Annotated in this window: 14 protein-coding genes and 1 pseudogene; 7 read left to right on the top strand and 8 right to left on the bottom strand. The window is 42.9% G+C overall.

Annotated features, from left to right (window positions below):
- Positions 1-189: 189 nt before the first annotated feature.
- Positions 190-432 (top strand): CopG family ribbon-helix-helix protein, encoded by a 243-nt coding sequence (locus tag GNE10_RS19450; RefSeq protein ID WP_185566578.1) that lies wholly within the window; start codon positions 190-192, stop codon positions 430-432.
- Positions 422-700, top strand: a complete 279-nt coding sequence (locus GNE10_RS19445) for a type II toxin-antitoxin system RelE/ParE family toxin (RefSeq protein WP_185566577.1) — start codon at positions 422-424, stop codon at positions 698-700. The genes GNE10_RS19450 and GNE10_RS19445 overlap by 11 nt, the downstream gene beginning before the upstream one ends.
- Positions 701-717: 17 nt before the next feature.
- On the opposite strand, the pseudogene GNE10_RS19440 reads toward GNE10_RS19445, so the two are convergent.
- The 3 genes and pseudogenes from GNE10_RS19440 to GNE10_RS19430 all read right to left on the bottom strand — a co-directional run bounded on the left by GNE10_RS19440 (position 718) and on the right by GNE10_RS19430 (position 2,836).
- Positions 718-942: pseudogene (locus GNE10_RS19440) on the bottom strand (DUF433 domain-containing protein).
- A 13-nt stretch (positions 943-955) separates the two neighbouring features.
- Positions 956-1,231 (bottom strand): LapA family protein, encoded by a 276-nt coding sequence (locus GNE10_RS19435; protein ID WP_099067139.1) that lies wholly within the window; start codon positions 1,229-1,231, stop codon positions 956-958.
- Between the two features lie 174 nt (positions 1,232-1,405).
- A complete protein-coding gene (locus GNE10_RS19430) occupies positions 1,406-2,836 on the bottom strand; it encodes a phosphoglucomutase/phosphomannomutase family protein (RefSeq protein WP_185566576.1) in 1,431 nt (476 codons plus the stop codon).
- Positions 2,837-2,983: 147 nt separating this feature from the next.
- Between GNE10_RS19430 and GNE10_RS19425 the strand changes: the two genes are divergently transcribed.
- Entirely contained in the window at positions 2,984-3,838 is an 855-nt protein-coding gene (locus tag GNE10_RS19425) for a PD-(D/E)XK nuclease family protein (protein WP_185566579.1), read from the top strand.
- Positions 3,839-4,039: 201 nt separating this feature from the next.
- Here GNE10_RS19425 and GNE10_RS19420 read toward each other — a convergent pair whose 3' ends face one another.
- The 3 genes from GNE10_RS19420 to GNE10_RS19410 form a co-directional block, all read right to left on the bottom strand.
- Entirely contained in the window at positions 4,040-4,378 is a 339-nt protein-coding gene (locus GNE10_RS19420) for a type II toxin-antitoxin system PemK/MazF family toxin (RefSeq protein WP_311774826.1), read from the bottom strand.
- Positions 4,378-4,614 carry a ribbon-helix-helix domain-containing protein gene (locus tag GNE10_RS19415; RefSeq protein ID WP_185566574.1) on the bottom strand — a complete coding sequence of 79 codons (237 nt, stop codon included), beginning with the start codon at positions 4,612-4,614 and terminating at the stop codon, positions 4,378-4,380. The genes GNE10_RS19420 and GNE10_RS19415 overlap by 1 nt, the downstream gene beginning before the upstream one ends.
- 301 nt (positions 4,615-4,915) lie before the next feature.
- Positions 4,916-6,586 carry a transglutaminase family protein gene (locus tag GNE10_RS19410; protein ID WP_185566573.1) on the bottom strand — a complete coding sequence of 557 codons (1,671 nt, stop codon included), beginning with the start codon at positions 6,584-6,586 and terminating at the stop codon, positions 4,916-4,918.
- A gap of 440 nt (positions 6,587-7,026) precedes the next feature.
- Here GNE10_RS19410 and GNE10_RS19405 point away from each other — a divergent pair, with 440 nt between their 5' ends.
- The 3 genes from GNE10_RS19405 (at position 7,027) to aroF (ending at position 12,821) form a co-directional block, all read left to right on the top strand.
- On the top strand, positions 7,027-9,885 hold the full coding sequence (locus GNE10_RS19405) for a cation-translocating P-type ATPase (RefSeq protein WP_185566572.1): 2,859 nt from the start codon (positions 7,027-7,029) through the stop codon (positions 9,883-9,885).
- 277 nt (positions 9,886-10,162) lie between these two features.
- Positions 10,163-11,293, top strand: coding sequence for a DNA replication/repair protein RecF (gene recF / locus GNE10_RS19400; protein ID WP_185566571.1), 1,131 nt, complete (start codon positions 10,163-10,165; stop codon positions 11,291-11,293).
- A 469-nt stretch (positions 11,294-11,762) separates the two neighbouring features.
- Positions 11,763-12,821 (top strand): 3-deoxy-7-phosphoheptulonate synthase, encoded by a 1,059-nt coding sequence (gene aroF / locus GNE10_RS19395; RefSeq protein ID WP_185566570.1) that lies wholly within the window; start codon positions 11,763-11,765, stop codon positions 12,819-12,821.
- Positions 12,822-12,964: 143 nt separating this feature from the next.
- On the opposite strand, the gene GNE10_RS19390 is transcribed toward aroF, so the two are convergent.
- A complete protein-coding gene (locus tag GNE10_RS19390; RefSeq protein WP_099076513.1) occupies positions 12,965-13,216 on the bottom strand; it encodes a hypothetical protein in 252 nt (83 codons plus the stop codon).
- Between the two features lie 954 nt (positions 13,217-14,170).
- Positions 14,171-15,433 carry an HhoA/HhoB/HtrA family serine endopeptidase gene (locus tag GNE10_RS19385; RefSeq protein WP_185566569.1) on the bottom strand — a complete coding sequence of 421 codons (1,263 nt, stop codon included), beginning with the start codon at positions 15,431-15,433 and terminating at the stop codon, positions 14,171-14,173.
- A 220-nt stretch (positions 15,434-15,653) separates the two neighbouring features.
- Here GNE10_RS19385 and GNE10_RS19380 point away from each other — a divergent pair, with 220 nt between their 5' ends.
- Positions 15,654-16,562, top strand: coding sequence for a phosphorylase (locus GNE10_RS19380; protein ID WP_185566568.1), 909 nt, complete (start codon positions 15,654-15,656; stop codon positions 16,560-16,562).
- Positions 16,563-16,641 lie beyond the last annotated feature (79 nt).

The following is a 16,641-nucleotide window of genomic DNA, read 5'->3' as shown; positions in this document are numbered from 1 at the left end:
CCCCTCCCGAAGAGCGGGGAGGGGATTAAGGGGTGGGGTTTTTCGGGTTTAATAAGTAATCAAGCGGACATGATATAGTACCAAATTTACAGATAATAGGCACTCTGAGAAAATAGCGATCGCCGCTATCCTTGCATGACAACGTATTGCAATATGATATGATGCAATATGGACAGATTTGACAAAACCATGAGCAAAGAAAACATTACGTTTCGGATAGATAGCGATAAAAAGGCTGCGCTTGATGCGATCGCATCTGGAATAAACCGCGATCGCAGCTACGTACTTAATGAGGCGGTAGCTGCTTATGTTGAAATGTATCAATGGCAAATCGATCAGATTCAAAGCGGGATTACTGAAGCGGATGCTGGAGATTTTGCCAGCGATGAAGAAGTAAAAGCAATTTTTGCAAGACTAACTAATGCGGATTAAGTGGCTGCGCCGTGCGCTTCGGAACTTGGAACAAGCCCATAGTTACATCTCCAAAGAAAATCCAGAAGCAGCGCAGGAAGTAATATTGAAGATTCAACTTGCTGCGAGTCAACTTGAGAATTATCCTTTTATGGGGCGGCCTGGACGTGTAGAAGGCACAAGGGAGCTAGTAATTTCTAGCACGCCATATATTGTTATTTACCGAATCAAAGAAGAGTCAGTAGAAATTCTTCGAGTTCTCCACACGTCAAAGCGGTATCCAGATTAGCGAGTCAAACAATAACTTCATGCTTGCATTGTCAGCATTTGCCGTTCTCTATCAGCCGCATAGCTTAGGCAAGCTAATATATCCTCTCGTGTCAGATAAGGAAAGTCTTCAAGCACTTCCTCGTAGGTCATGCCAGAGGCAAGATAAGATAAAACATCCTATACAGTAATTCGCATTCCTCGAATACAAGGTTTACCACCTCGCTTCCCTGGTTCGATTGTAATAATGTTTTGGTACTGCACAGCTATTCAACCCTCAAAAATCATCATCAACAAAAAATTCAGCATCATCTTGTAATCGAGAATTACTCTGTCCATAATCAGCAAGATTCCAGAGGGGTTGCAGAAGTGCTGTACCAATTAATCCAATAACTGCACTAAAAGCTAAAACTAAACCTGCTGGTATTTGTATTGATTGAAATGTTAAGAATTTTAACGAAACTGGTGTGGCATTTTGAACTGAAATAATTGCGATCGCCACTATCCAAATAGCTACAACTACGATTGTTAATAAAGGAGCTAAAGTTTTCATATATTAATAAAAGTTAGGAGTTAGGGGTTAGGGGTTAGGAGTTTTGAGTAACGAGTTTGGAGTTAGGAGTTATGAATTCAGATTTTGAGCGAAGTTATAAATTAAGAGTTAAGAATTGCTAATTTACAACTCTTAACTATTAACTCTTAACTCTTAACTTCTAACTCCTAACTCTTATGCTTCTAGCTTAGCAATGGTACTTTCCATCTCTTGAGAGATTTGGGTGAGTTTTTCAGGAGAATTGGTTTCTAGGTAAACGCGCACCAAGGGTTCTGTACCTGAAGGACGTAGTAGTATCCAACTACCTTCTTCTAGATAGAGTTTAATGCCGTCTTTGCGCCCGACTTCCTTGACTTTAATTCCGGCGACCTCTGAGGGAGGATTTTTGGTGAAGGAGTCGATAACGGCGGTTTTGTGTGACTCGGTGAGGTGCAAGTCAAGGCGCGTGTTGTAAAGTGGGCCGTCAGCTTCAGCGATCGCTTCCTTAACTAGCTGACTTAGGGGTTTACCTTCATAAGCAATGGCTTCTGCCACTAGCATATCAGCTAAAACACCGTCTTTTTCGGGAATATGCCCAATTACACTTAATCCGCCTGATTCTTCCCCTCCAATCAGTACGGCAGTTTCCCGCATTTTTTCACCGATGTATTTAAAGCCTACTGGTGTTTCATAAATTTGCAGCCCATATTTAGCAGCGAAATTATCTAGCAGGTGAGTTGTAGCCACAGTGCGGACGATAGCGCCGCTTTTGCCTTTATTTTTGATTAAATGTCGTGCTAAAACTAACAGCACAGTATTGGGAGTGAGGACGTTACCTTGTTCATCAACAATACCAAAGCGATCGCTATCTCCATCTGTGGCCAAACCCAAATCTGCACGATCCTTCACTACTGCTTCCACTAACTCCACTAGTTGTTCGCCTTTGGGTTCTGGCATTCCGCCGCCAAATAATACATCCCTCCAAGTGTGGAAACTTTCTAACTGAACACCACTATGTTGCAAAACTTCATCTAAATAACCGCGAGAAGTAGAATAGAGAGCATCGTATTTTACCTTTAAATTAGCGCTCTTAATTTTTTCTACATCCAGTAGGGTATAGATAAATTCCAGGTAATCTGGCTTGGGATCGAAAGTAGAAATTAAATCGGATCGGTTGCTACTAGGCAGTTCATCCGATGCACTTTCTATATTTGCCACAATAGTATCAGTAATCTCTGGAGTGGCAGGTCCAGCATAATCGGGGATATATTTAATTCCACAGTATGGTGCTGGATTATGGCTAGCAGTAAACATTAACGCCCCAGCGGAATTTAGGTGACGGGCGTTGTAGGCAATTACTGGTGTGGGACAATCCCGGTCGGTAATTTTTACAGTCCAACCCAAATCTGCCAAGACTTGGGCGGCTGTGCGGGCAAACTGGTCAGCTAAAAACCGAGTATCGTAGGCTATAAGTACTGGTCTATCTTTTGTATAGGCTGTTTCGAGGTAACTGGCGATCGCTCTTGTTACTTTCCGCACATTGGGGAAAGTAAAGTCATCGGCAATAATGCCTCGCCATCCATCGGTACCAAATTTTATCTTGCTGGAATTGCTACTAGCGCTCATTTTTGCCACTTGCTCCCGTACATCATCAGTACTATTAAAAGCTTCCCGCAAAGCGTGTGTAGCAGCAAGTATCCTCCGGAGTTATGTTCGGTGGAAACTGCCGGACATAATTTATCCCACCGTACTTTTTCTCACTGTTTTCGAGCGATGTCAACCCCCGATCGACCTTTTGCCAGTTATCACCTCTGGTCTTTAGTTGCCCCAGCGTCAGGGCAAGAACGCTGGCATTGCCAGATGAGACGGGGGTTTATCAAAGCGCGGCAACACGAACCAGAAGTCAAGGCATTATTAGCCACAGCCACTGCACCCCAAAGAATTGGGATACTTGCCCAAAAAGGTGTTTATGAATTTCATAATCACAGACACCTGCTACAGCGATCCGATGGAGTGGAAAAAGTTGCACAGCTACTAAAATTAGGCAACTCCAGCGATTTAGTCCGCCAAAGGGTGCTGCAAATTTTGAAAAAATATCATGATGCGCCCTTGTTGTTGAATAAAAATATTATTCAATTAACTCCCGGCGATGAAGGTTTTCCCAAACCCATTGTTATCGAACAAAAAAATTCTTGTTTTCGCTTATATGCAGCGATGGACTGCGTTTTTATTGAGAGCGATCGCACTTTACATATTTTAGACTTCAAAACTGGAAAATCAGCTTTTGACCACAGACAAGCTTTAGTTTATTTATTAGCTGCTCGTTATCTTTATCCTAGACATAGAGCAGTCGCATCATTTTATAACTTAGAAATTGGTAAAAAATCCGATTTAATTAGAGTTAACAATAGTGAATTAGCATCCTTAGAATTGGAATTAGCTAATATTGCCCATAAACACCAAGAAGATTTACAAAAATTTCAACAAAAAACCGATAATTTTAGTGATATCTTTCCCCCAAATCCCGGTTATCACTGTCGTTTTTGTCCATTTAATTCTATCTGTGAGTTTTCACAATTTGACTCAAATCAACCCCATCCAATGCCCAGTTTAAAGGTGCATGAATAATACCGATTCAAAAAATGTTTGCGACAGATACCCCACCCGCCTGACGGCACCCTCCCCTTGCCAAGGGGAGGGGTCTTGTCTATGTGTTGCATTATTTTTTCAAATTGGTATAAGTAGGGGGCAGGGGAGAAGAGGCTTTTGGGATTTTGCTAAAGACGGGGTAATCATAAGTGATTAGCCAGACATGATATCAGCTTGCAACTAGAGATACAACACCATTCGCAAACCCTCGTCTACCTCCTCCTGCAAATAGTCTGGTAGTGAACCAATACGTTCAGTCAGAAACGCTTTATCGACTGTAAAAATCTGAGATACATTAGCCACAGAATCTCTAGATAAACCTAATACTTCACGAGGCAATAACACATTACCTGGTGCTTCCGTTAACTGAGTATTCGAGGTGATGATGACAACGATAACTGTATTAATACGGCTTTGATTAAAAACATCATCTTGAATTACCAACACCGGACGACGATATCCAGGCTCTGAACCTACTGGGTTAGGTAAATTCGCCCACCAAATTTCTCCCCGAAACATTACCAATCCTCATGAGGCAAAGACATAAACTGCATCTTTGACATTACTGGATCTAGCTCAGAAGACTCTTGGGAATAAACTTGGTTCAGCTTGTGCAAAATTTGATTGCGGTTGTACTTTTTCAAATAAGCTTTTAACGCTTTTGTGTAAAGCTCGCTACGTGACAAACCTAGCTGCTGAGCTAGTGCTTCTGCTTCTTCAAAAACTGAGTCTGGAAGCGAAATTGCAGTTTTCATAATCACCTTACCTGCAAATCTGACTTTTTAAGTTATACCTTGGTTATACCAAGACTGCAAGAGCGATCGCACTCAGAGAATAGTAAATAACTTTTCTGTAGATTACCGTTTGCGAACAACAAAGCAGAAATCAGAATACTAGTATTAAAAATAACACTTTCTTCAAGTTGTATTGAGTTAAAGTATGGGGATTTCCCTGTTATTTATTCCCTCTTAATGACTAAGCATACTTTGACGAGAATCGTAGCCAAGTGCCAAGGCGATCGCGAGAAATTATCCTTGACACCATAGCCAAATAAATTTAAAAAGCTGGCAATTCTTTAAGAATTGTGAACCGGATATGATTAATTGCCAAATCCCCAATCGGGATATCTTCTTTGGTTAACCGCGCGCCTCGGCTGGTCAAAGTTTCAAAGGAGATGCCCTTACCGATTTCAATGTGATACCAGCACAAGCCCATAAAAAACCGCGTGGGATAAGGGCCGCCATGACCGACATCATCAGGATTTGATTCCATTGGCAACCAACCAAAATTCGGTACGTAGAATTCCAGCCAAACATGATTAAAATCAGGTTGTAGCGGTACGCCTTGGTGTTCGCTGTAAGGTGGACATTTATACCTGCCAACGGTACGACAAGGAATACCATTCAAACGGCATAGAGCAAGTAAAACGCCGACATATTCACCGCAGGAACCAACGCCACGTTCTAAAACTATATCTGGAGCATCAATGTAAGGCTTAATACCATACGATAATTCATCGTACACATAATTACGGATATTATACATTTTCCGTAATAGATTGGTTTCCGAACCAATGGCATCTCTGGCGGCACGGCGGACAATGGTAGTATCCATTGCTAAGTCGTCGTCATCTACTAGATAGCGGCTTTGCAATTCTGGTGAAAGTTCGGGGATATTTTCCACATCCTTTGGTGTAATGCGATACTTAATTCCGCGAACTTCTAAAAGTGCTTTCCAGCCAAATATGTGGCGTTCCCCTGGGGTAAGGGCATCAAATTTAAATACTGCTACCCGTTGTCCATCTGTCACTTCTTCGGTGAAGGGTATACCGATGGGTTCGACGTGTTTCACCTTTTGACGCTCGGTTTCTGATGGTAGGGCAATGCGCCATTCAACATCGGGTAAATAAACTTCGTCTAAGGGTGCGATTTCCTCAGCATAGGACATTTCTATAAGATAGCCATTGGAGAGGGCGTAGCGCTTATCTGGCTCGTAATGATAATACAGGGGATGAATAAAAGTACGATCGCGGTAAGTTAGCTCGTGGTTAGGATCGGCATTTGGGTTATCCCGAATATAAGGCTCCTCAGAGGCATAGGCGATATAGAGACTTTCTTTGCCTGTGTCGCCATCTTGATGTATTGCGATACCTGTAGGCGATTCAAAGGGCGTCAGCACGCTAAATTGAACTTCTCCAGTGGCTCTGTCCATCGCGTAAACTGTTTGTTCTGTGCGATCGCAAATCCACAAAGTTTCCTCGCTAACTGCCAAATTTTCTACACCAACTCCAGGGGCATAAAACCTAGTAATTTCTTTTCGGGTTTCTCGGTCAAAAATCAAAATGTAGCCTAACCTTTGACAGCTGATGTACACTGTTGTATCCCAAACAGCAACGCCATTGGCTGGATAAGGCAATGTGACGAAATGTTCCAAGCCCAAAGCATTGAGCTTGCATAAATAAACACTATGGTCGCGGCTCACCCACAGTGTATCTTCCCAAATTCCTAAACCAGTGACATCCGTGAATTCCTTAACTTGATGCGGATTGATAATTTTGCTGTTGTCAGACGCAGGATCGATCTCTAGTAGATGCCCTTTGAGACTGTCAATGGCAATCAGTCTATCCTTAATGAAAGCAATACCGTACAGGGTAGCAGCAGTAAGCGGTCGAATTGTTTTTTGCCCAAACATCTGGCTAACAGTCAAAGTGGGGAGTACAAAACTCATATTAAATATTTATTAAATGGTTTAGCACGTTTAAGCAATTCCAAATTAGTCTGGAAAAGTTTGCTATAAACCCAAACCTGGCTGGCAACTTGACCCAAAATTCCAAATCCAGAAATGCAATGGCGCTATGCATCCTGGCTAAAAACTGGATGCAAATTTAAGCAGCAGCAGCTTAAAATTAATTGTGGCATATCCTTTAGAGCCAAAATTCAGGCTTATAGTACTTACAATTATCAGGACAAAGTGTTTCCAAAAACTCTTTCGTAAGAAATAACACATTGATGTTACATATATGTCAACACAAGAGAAATTTGCAAATCAAAAGCATAGCCTTTACACTCATAAGATTTAGTATTGCTTTAATGTAACTTTAGGAGATGGTTTTACAGCCATCACTAAATTATGATCGAATTTTGTAACCATTTCCTGTGACTTACACGATGTCTGCTAATTCTCTACCTGAAGGTGCCGCTGTTTGGCATAGCATAGAAGTTGATAAAGCGCTAGGCCTGCTTGATAGTAATGCAGACAGTGGCTTAACACCCGAAGATATTCAACAAAGGTTGCAAAAATACGGCCCCAATGAACTCGAAGAACATGGTGGTCGCAGTAGTTGGGAAATTCTGCTGGATCAGTTCAAGAACATTATGTTATTGATGCTGATTGGTGTCGCTCTGATTTCTGGGGTTTTAGACCTTATAGCTTGGCAGTCAGGGAGCTTGAAGGCTGGTGAAGTACCATTTAAAGATACCATTGCTATCTTAGCAATTGTTATCCTCAATGGCATACTAGGCTACGTCCAAGAAAGCCGTGCAGAAAAAGCCCTAGCAGCCCTGAAGAAACTCACCTCTCCCTTAGTACGAGTCATCCGCGACAACAGATTGGTGGAGGTAGCAGCGAAGGAACTAGTCCCAGGAGATGTGGTGCTGCTAGAAGCCGGGATGCAAATAGCCGCAGACGGAAGGTTAATCGAACAGTCGAATTTACAAGTGCGAGAGTCAGCACTGACAGGTGAAGCTGAAGCTGTTAACAAACAAGCAACAATTAGTTTACCTGAAGAAACAGATTTAGGCGATCGCATTAATTTGGTATTCCAAGGAACTGAAGTTGTCCAAGGACGGGCAAAGGTTCTGGTAACCAACACTGGCATGACAACTGAACTAGGTAAAATTGCTGCCATGTTGCAGTCAGTGGATAGCGAACCTACGCCTTTGCAACAACGGATGACTCAACTAGGTAATGTCCTAGTTACAGGTTCTTTGATTCTAGTGGCCATCGTTGTCATTGGTGGCGTTATCCAAGCCGGAGGTTTTAGCAATATCCAAGAGCTTTTGGAAGTTTCCTTAAGTATGGCGGTTGCGGGGGGGGCGGAAGGGCTACCAGCTGTAATTACCGTCACTTTGGCCTTGGGAACTCAGCGCATGGTACGCCAGAAAGCTTTGATTCGCAAATTAACAGCAGTGGAAACCTTGGGTTCTGTAACTACCATCTGTTCTGACAAAACTGGTACCTTGACCCAAAACAAAATGGTGGTGCAATCACTATTCACCAATAACAAAACTTTTGGCGTCACCGGACAAGGTTATGTCCCCACAGGAGATTTTGTTTTAAATGATGGAAAAGTTTCCTTAGAGGAGTCGCCAGAAATCTCAGCTTTGTCAGTAGCTTGTGTTGTTTGTAATGATTCAGTGTTGCAAAAAGAAAAAGGCGAATGGGCAATTTTGGGAGATCCCACAGAAGGAGCGTTAGTCACCCTAGCCGGGAAAGCAGGAATCGAAAAAGAACAATGGAATAGTAAGTTACCCCGCGTTGGCGAGTTTCCTTTCTCCTCCGAACGCAAGCGGATGAGCGTGATTTCTCAAGTGCAGGAAGTGGCCACAGGTGAAGGCTCTTGGAATGGCGTTGACCCAGCCATCGCCAACTTTTTAGAATCTGAATCTTACCTCATGTTTACCAAGGGTTCGCCAGAATTAATCTTAGGGCGTTCCTCTCAGATTTATTTGGGCGATCGCTCAACTGAGTTGACTGAAGAACAACGTCAGATAATTTTGGCAGAAAACGACAAAATGGCGAGTAAAGGTTTGCGGGTGCTAGGTTTTGCCTACAAACCCCTTTCTGAGATTCCGCCAGAAGGTTCAGAAGAAACATCTGAAGAAAATTTAGTTTGGCTGGGATTAGTGGGAATGCTAGACGCACCACGTCCAGAAGTGAGGGACGCCGTCCAAGAGTGTCGCGAAGCAGGAATTCGCCCAGTAATGATTACTGGTGACCACCAGTTAACAGCACGAGCCATCGCCACCGATTTGGGAATTGCCAAAGCAGATGACCGATTGCTTACAGGTCAAGAATTGCAGCGGATGAGCGACCAGGAATTAGAGCAAAACGTCGATTTAGTCAGCATCTACGCCAGGGTTGCCCCAGAACATAAACTGCGAATTGTCCAAGCACTACAACGCCGGGGCAGATTTGTGGCGATGACAGGCGATGGCGTCAATGATGCCCCAGCCCTCAAACAAGCTGATATCGGTATTGCAATGGGGATTACTGGCACCGATGTCAGTAAAGAAGCTAGTGATATGGTGTTACTTGATGATAACTTCGCCACCATTGTCACCGCCACCAAGGAAGGTAGAGTGGTTTACACCAATATCAGGCGTTTTATTAAATACATCCTGGGTAGTAACATAGGCGAAGTTTTGACAATTGCCGCCGCCCCCTTAATCGGTTTGGGAGGCGTTCCCCTGACCCCGTTGCAAATTCTGTGGATGAACTTGGTTACAGATGGTTTGCCAGCCCTCGCCTTAGCAGTGGAACCCCCGGAACCAGATGTCATGAAGCGTCCGCCTTTTAGCCCCCGCGAAAGTATTTTTGCTAGAGGATTGGGTTCTTACATGATTCGCATTGGTATAATATTTGCCATTATCACCATTACCTTGATGTGGTGGGCTTACCAGCATACCCATGCCGCAGGCTATCAGGGAAATCCTGAGTCTTGGAAAACAATGGTATTTACCACCTTGTGTATTGCCCAAATGGGTCATGCCATTGCCATTCGCTCCAACAATCGATTGACCATCGAAATGAATCCTTTTTCTAATATATTTGTACTAGGTGCTGTTGTCGTAACCACGATTTTACAGTTGATGCTAGTTTACGTCCCACCCCTGCGAGACTTCTTTGGTACTCACTACTTGAATCTCCAAGAATTAGGAATTTGTATCGGCTTCAGTGCCTTAATGTTTGTCTGGATTGAATTGGAAAAGATATTCTTACGCATTGTGGGTAAGAAAGCCGTTTAAAAAAGTTAGTAGTTGGGGGTTAGGAGTTAGGAGTTAGGAGTTGGGAGTTGGGAGTTAGGAGTTAGGAGTTAGGAGTTAGGAGTTGGGAGTTGGGAGTTGGGAGTTGAAGAAAATTTTGCATTCAAAACTTAAAACTTAATAGGAGTTACGAGTTAAAGAAGATTTTGCATTCAAAACTCAAAATTCCTCACTCCTCACTCTTAACTCCTAACTTTTCTTTTCACTCCTAACTTTTCTTTTCACTCCTAACTTTTCTTTTCACTCCTAACTTTTCGCTATGTACCTGAAAACTCTACAGCTGAGACAATTCCGCAATTATCAAGACCAAAAAGTTGATTTTAGTGCTGCTAAAACAATTTTGGTAGGTAATAATGCTCAGGGTAAATCGAATTTGTTGGAGGCTGTGGAGTTATTGGCGACATTGCGATCGCACCGTATGGCACGCGATCGCGATTTAGTTAAAGAAGGGGAAACCATAGCTCAAATAAACGCTCATCTTGAGCGACAAACAGGTGTCAGCGATCTCACTTTAACTCTCCGCCGCAATGGTCGCCGCAGTGTTGCTCTCAATGGCGAGACTCTACGCCGTCAAATGGATTTTCTCGGCGTTCTCAATGCAGTAGAATTTTCCAGCCTAGATTTAGAACTAGTACGCGGCGGCCCTGAAGGTCGCCGCAATTGGTTAGATACCCTTTTGATTCAACTCGAACCAGTTTATGCTCACATTTTGCAGCAGTATAACCATGTGTTACGCCAACGCAATGCCTTTTTGAAAAACAATGTAGAGACGTTTCATGGAACGTCTCTACAATCACAACTGGCTTTGTGGGATGCACAATTAGCTACCGCAGGGACACGAGTCATTAGACGCCGCGATCGCGCCATAAAGCGATTAGCTCACATTGCTACTGCTTGGCACGGTAACATTAGCGGCAGTACAGAAATTTTGGAAATTAAATACGCACCTAATATTCCTTTAGAAGACAACCAACCAGAACAAATCCAGCAAGCTTTTTTAGCAAAAATTCAACAGCGAACCTTAGCCGAATTCCGCCAAGGCACTACCCTTGTAGGCCCCCATCGCGATGAAATAGAACTAACCATTAACCAGACACCAGCTCGTCAATACGGTTCTCAAGGTCAACAACGAACCCTCGTTCTAGCCTTAAAATTAGCAGAACTTCAATTAATTGAAGAAGTTGTCAAAGAACCACCATTGCTATTACTTGATGATGTTTTAGCCGAACTAGATTTATCCCGTCAAAATCAATTACTTGATGCAATTCAAGACCGTTTTCAAACCCTGATTACTACTACTCATTTGGGTTCTTTTGATTCACAATGGTTAAAATCTTCACAAATTCTTTTTGTGAAGGCAGGAGAATTAACAATTCAAAATTCAAAATAACGCTCGCAAACACAGCTAATTGCTGCTTTAACAAAATTCAAAATTAAAGATAGTTGAACCTCAGATATCCAACCGGATTCCTATATTTTGTAAAATAAATTTAGTTTGAAGTATTTTTAATGAGGCAAATACGTAAGAATAAAATTACGTTCATTTACCAAGGCCTTCGGGGTAGGGAATAGGGTTGGTGCCAATACTGCTGGGTTAAGGATTTTAAACTGGAATTTGGTTTGGGGAAAAGGTGAGCCAGCGCGGTCTTGGGGGTTTCCCCCATGAGCGACTGGCGAACCCCGAAGGGGTTAAAGGGTAAGGGTTAAAGGTTTTTTCTTTCCCTTTTCCCCTTTCCCTTTCCCCCAAAACCCGACAAGTATTGGGGTTGGTGCAACAGACAACAGTCAAATACATCGTCCAAAACCAGTCTGTTCCCTGTTCCCTGTTGCCTTTTAATCAGTAAATCAGGAACATTCACATGATTATAGTAATGAAAAGTGGTTCTCCAGAGGCAGAAATTAGCCGAATTAATGAGGAACTAACTAGTTGGGGGTTAACTCCAGAAAAAATTGTAGGTAAACACAAAGTAGTTATTGGCCTAGTAGGTGAAACTGCCAGCTTAGATCCGCTACAAATTCAAGAACTCAGCCAGTGGATTGAGCAGGTGTTACGGGTAGAGCAGCCTTACAAACGAGCTAGTCGCCAGTTTCGCCACGGTGAAGCATCGGAAGTGGTGGTTAATCTACCCAATGAAACGGTGATATTTGGCGAACACCACCCCTTAATAGTGGTAGCTGGCCCCTGCTCCGTAGAAAACGAAGACATGATTGTAGAAACCGCACGGCGTGTCAAAGCCGCAGGAGCCAAGTTTTTGCGGGGGGGTGCATACAAACCCCGGACTTCACCTTACGCCTTCCAAGGACACGGTGAAAGTGCTTTGGAATTATTAGCAAAGGCGCGGGAAGTCAGCGGACTAGGTATTATTACAGAAGTGATGGATGCCGTTGACCTGGATAGAATTGCTGAAATTGCAGATGTGATTCAGGTAGGGGCAAGGAATATGCAGAATTTCTCCTTGCTCAAGAAAGTAGGAGCGCAATCAAAACCAGTCCTCTTGAAGCGGGGAATGGCAGCTACCATTGAAGATTGGTTAATGGCAGCCGAGTATATTTTGGCGGCTGGCAATCCCAATGTCATTTTGTGTGAAAGAGGAATACGCACCTTTGACCGTCAGTATACAAGAAATACACTGGATTTATCAGTAGTGCCAGTGTTGCGGAAGTTAACTCACCTACCAATCATGATCGATCCTAGTCATGGTGTAGGCTGGTCTGAGTTTGTACCTTCAATGGCAATGGCAGCGATCGCAGCTGGTACAGATTCTCTCATGATTGAGGTTCACCCCAACCCTGCCAAAGCTTTATCCGATGGCCCCCAATCTCTCACACCAGACCGTTTTGATAACTTGATGCAAGAATTAGCAGTAATCGGTAAGGCAGTGGGACGCTGGCAGCAACCAGCAGTGGCTCTAGTTTAAAAGAAACTGGGGAAGTGGCAGTTATCGGTTAGGCTGTCACCCATTTAACTTGCACATCTTTATAAGGTTGACTGTTGACAGTTAACCGTCAACAGTCAACGAACTTCACAGGTAACCGTGCAATTAAAAAGCGCAATACCCTGTTATCTATATATGTAACGAGCAGGTATCCATCGGCGACCGCGATTTGTTTGCACCCAACGTCCAGGAACAACTATTCTCCTTCTCGCTTGTACAGGAGTACGAACCCTAACTGGTACTGGTTTTCTGATTACTCTCACTGGAACTGGTCGCCTAAACTGTCGTCTGATTTGAGCATCGGCTTGGGAAGGAATAATGGTAACAACAATTGGTAAAATCAGTGCTGCACTTGCAAGCATTCTTTTAATACTCATTGGCAAAATTTCCTTCTGTAATGTGAAGACCGAAGAGATTAAATTTTCGTCAAATGTTGAATAAAAATTGAGAATTCAGAATGCAGAATTTAGAATCAATTAGTGAAGTATTGGCAACTACTATTCTCTGATAAATTTGAGAAAGTATGTTGACAAACTTCCCCTGCTTAAAACAAACTTTCATCTGTGGCAAGAAAGCCACAACTGAGACTGTGCGCTAATTTGAGACCACCAAATATAAAACTTAGTGGCGGATTGAAACCATATTTATCTATCGCCAAGTCACACAGAATGCAAGCAAGAAAATTCTAGATACTTACTTCTGAATTCTGTTTTGTTAATCTCTTGGACAAGTAAATACTACAATTGAACATAAGCATACACCAGTGAAAAAGGTAATTGGTCAAAACATGACTAATGTCATACATAAAAAATCGAATAATGATTCTCTAGTTGTAAAAATTGATAATTTAGAATTTAGATAATTGTAGATTGGGTTAAATACCAATACAGTTCAGATAAGACCAAAACACTTGTAGAGACGGCGATTTATCGCGTCTGGTAAATCCACAATTTCATAGAATTAGCCTTTAACAGTCAATACGGTTCGGGGAAAGGGGAAAGGGGAAAGGGGAAAGGGGAAAGGTTTCAAATACATCCTTCACCTCTTATACCAATTCACCAAAATATTGATACACATAAAATAACTTGTACGGGCGAACGGCTGTTCGCCCCTACGCTTAAGCAACGGCTGTACTCTACGGGAAGGCTGAGCTTGTATTTGTATCATTTATAAAGTGAAATGGTATTACGCCTTAACCTTTTCCCAGACCACAAGGGAAGTTCATACTGCTTATCCGAACCGTATTGGATTAAATACAGCAGATTGTTCGCCGAAAAAAAAAGGCGGGTACAAGACCCATCCTTTAAAATTTCACCTTGACTCAAAAACTGTTATTGTACTTGATTAGGAAAGGCACCAGGTTGCACAGCTAGGTTGACGTTTTGTCCATTGCGGCGTAACTCCAGGCTTAAATTTCCTCCGACTTGGCTATTTTCTACGGCCTTTTGGACGCTGCTAGCATCTGTAACTGATTGACCGCCTAGCTTTTGGATAACATCGCCAGCGCGTATTCCAGCTTTAGCGGCTGGGGAATTTGGCATAACTTTTACAACTAATACACCTTTGTCTTCATTTACACTCAAACCACTATTAGGATCTGAGTTAATACTTTGTTTTAACTGAGGCGTTAACCCCACCATTTGAATTCCTAAATAAGGATGTTGAACTTTACCGGTGGCTATTAATTGACTGGAAATACGTTGTGCTGTGTTGATGGGAATGGCAAATCCTAATCCTTGCGCCCCTTGGATAATGGCTGTATTCATACCAATTACTTCACCACGGTAATTGAGCAGAGGGCCGCCAGAGTTACCGGGATTAATTGCGGCGTCGGTTTGAATATATTCTACTCGTCTATCAGGAGCGCCGATTTGATTGCTAGTCCGTCCAGTAGCACTGACAATTCCAGTAGTAACTGTATTATCTAGTCCCAGGGGATTACCGATAGCGATCGCCCATTCTCCCGGTTGCAATTGGTCTGAGTTACCCAAAGCTACTGTCGGTAGATTATCGGCTTGAATCTTAACCACAGCCACATCAGTTAACTCATCTTTTCCTAGCACCTTACCTTGCAAGGTGCGTCCATCCTTGAGTGTCACTGTCACCATATCTGCCCCATCTACCACATGGGCGTTGGTGAGAATACGGCCATCTGCACTGATGATAAAACCAGAACCAGTACCCCGTTCTACCCTTTCGCCTGATTCTGGCAATTGGGAACCAAAAAAGCGGCGAAAAAACGGATCGTTAAATTCATCTGGTAACTGAGTTTTTACAGTTCGGGAAGAGTTAATTCGTACTACTGCTGGCCCTACCTTTTGCACTACCTGTGTCACAAAATTTGGATCTGTGGTGCTTGGTAATGGAGGAGCAGCATTGACTCGACCGACTGCTAAATTAGATGCAGTCTTAGACACCTGGTCTTGGTGTCCAGCCAGATAGCCACCTGCTAATGTCATACCCGATCCCAGTAGCACCAGTGATAGAGAGGCCGCAGCCTTTTTCCAGGGTGCTGGATTATGGTATTTGGCGTCAGCAGTGTGGGATAAAATGCTATTTGATGGGTCTTTTCCATCACGAGATTGGTTTTGCATTGCTGTTTGGAAGCATATCTAACTATGTATTAATAATGTAGATATTATTTATGACAGTTTTGTTGCAGAGGTATTGCGTTATTGTGAAAGACTGAGTTTTTTACTACTAAAGAACTCAAAAGCGAGAATAGCAAATCTACTACATTGAAAATTGTGACTTTAGTCACGGGTATATTCAGAATTCGGTACGCGATTTGCGACCATACTTGAAGGAAGAAACATGAGACAAGGAAAAATATTACTTCAGCCTGGTACTTTATGGACAAGTGTCAAAGAACGGACTGAATATGCTTTGCAATGTGGGGCGCTGCTATCGATACCGACAGAATTTGAATTTGTAGAACAGGATGGCGTGGGTTTTTTAGTACGGATTTTGTCTAATTTGAATCGTAAAAAAGCAGCCAAGGAAAAACAAGAACAACAATCTGCGACTTCAGGGCAAGAATTTAATCCTTTTTTACCCTACGAAGAAGATTTATTTGTGGCGGAGATTTCTGATACTCACGTTTGTATTCTAAACAAATTCAATGTTGTTGACTATCATTTACTAATTATTACCCGTGGCTTCGAGGAACAGGAAAGTTTACTCACCTTGGAAGATTTTACCGCGATGTGGGTATGTCTAGCTGATTTTAATGGTTTAGGATTCTACAACAGTGGCAAAATCGCAGGTGCTAGTCAGCGACATAAACATTTGCAATTAGTCCCCCTACCACTGGCACCTTCAGGATCGCAGATACCCATTGAACCCCTGCTAAAGGACGCACAATTTCAGAACTCCATCGCAACTTTACCAAAACTTCCTTTTTTACATGCCTTCGCCCCCTTAAATCCCCAGTGGGTGGAGTCTCCATTTTTAGGGGGTGAAGCAACATTAGCGCTTTATCATACCTTGTTAGACACCGTTGGTTTAAATCCAACGCAATTGGGTGCTTACAATTTGCTGATGACGCGGGAATGGATGCTAATTGTACCGCGATCGCAAGAACATTTTCACACCATCTCCGTAAATTCATTAGGATTCGCCGGTGCTTTGCTAGTAAAAAACGCCGAACAAATGCAACTTGTCAAAGACCAAGGGCCGATAACTATCTTGAAGAGTGTTGGTGTTATTGGGCATGGAGCATAGGGCATGGGGCATGGGGCATAGGGCATTTGTTTTTCTTTGCGTCTTTGCGTCCCCTCGTCCCCGCGTCTCCGTGTCCCCG

The sequence above is a fragment of the Nostoc sp. 2RC genome (genome assembly GCF_014222165.1).
Lineage (GTDB): Bacteria > Cyanobacteriota > Cyanobacteriia > Cyanobacteriales > Nostocaceae > Nostoc > Nostoc linckia.
The sequence above is the reverse complement of the archived record's forward strand: the minus strand, read 5'-3'. Positions and strand labels throughout refer to the sequence as shown.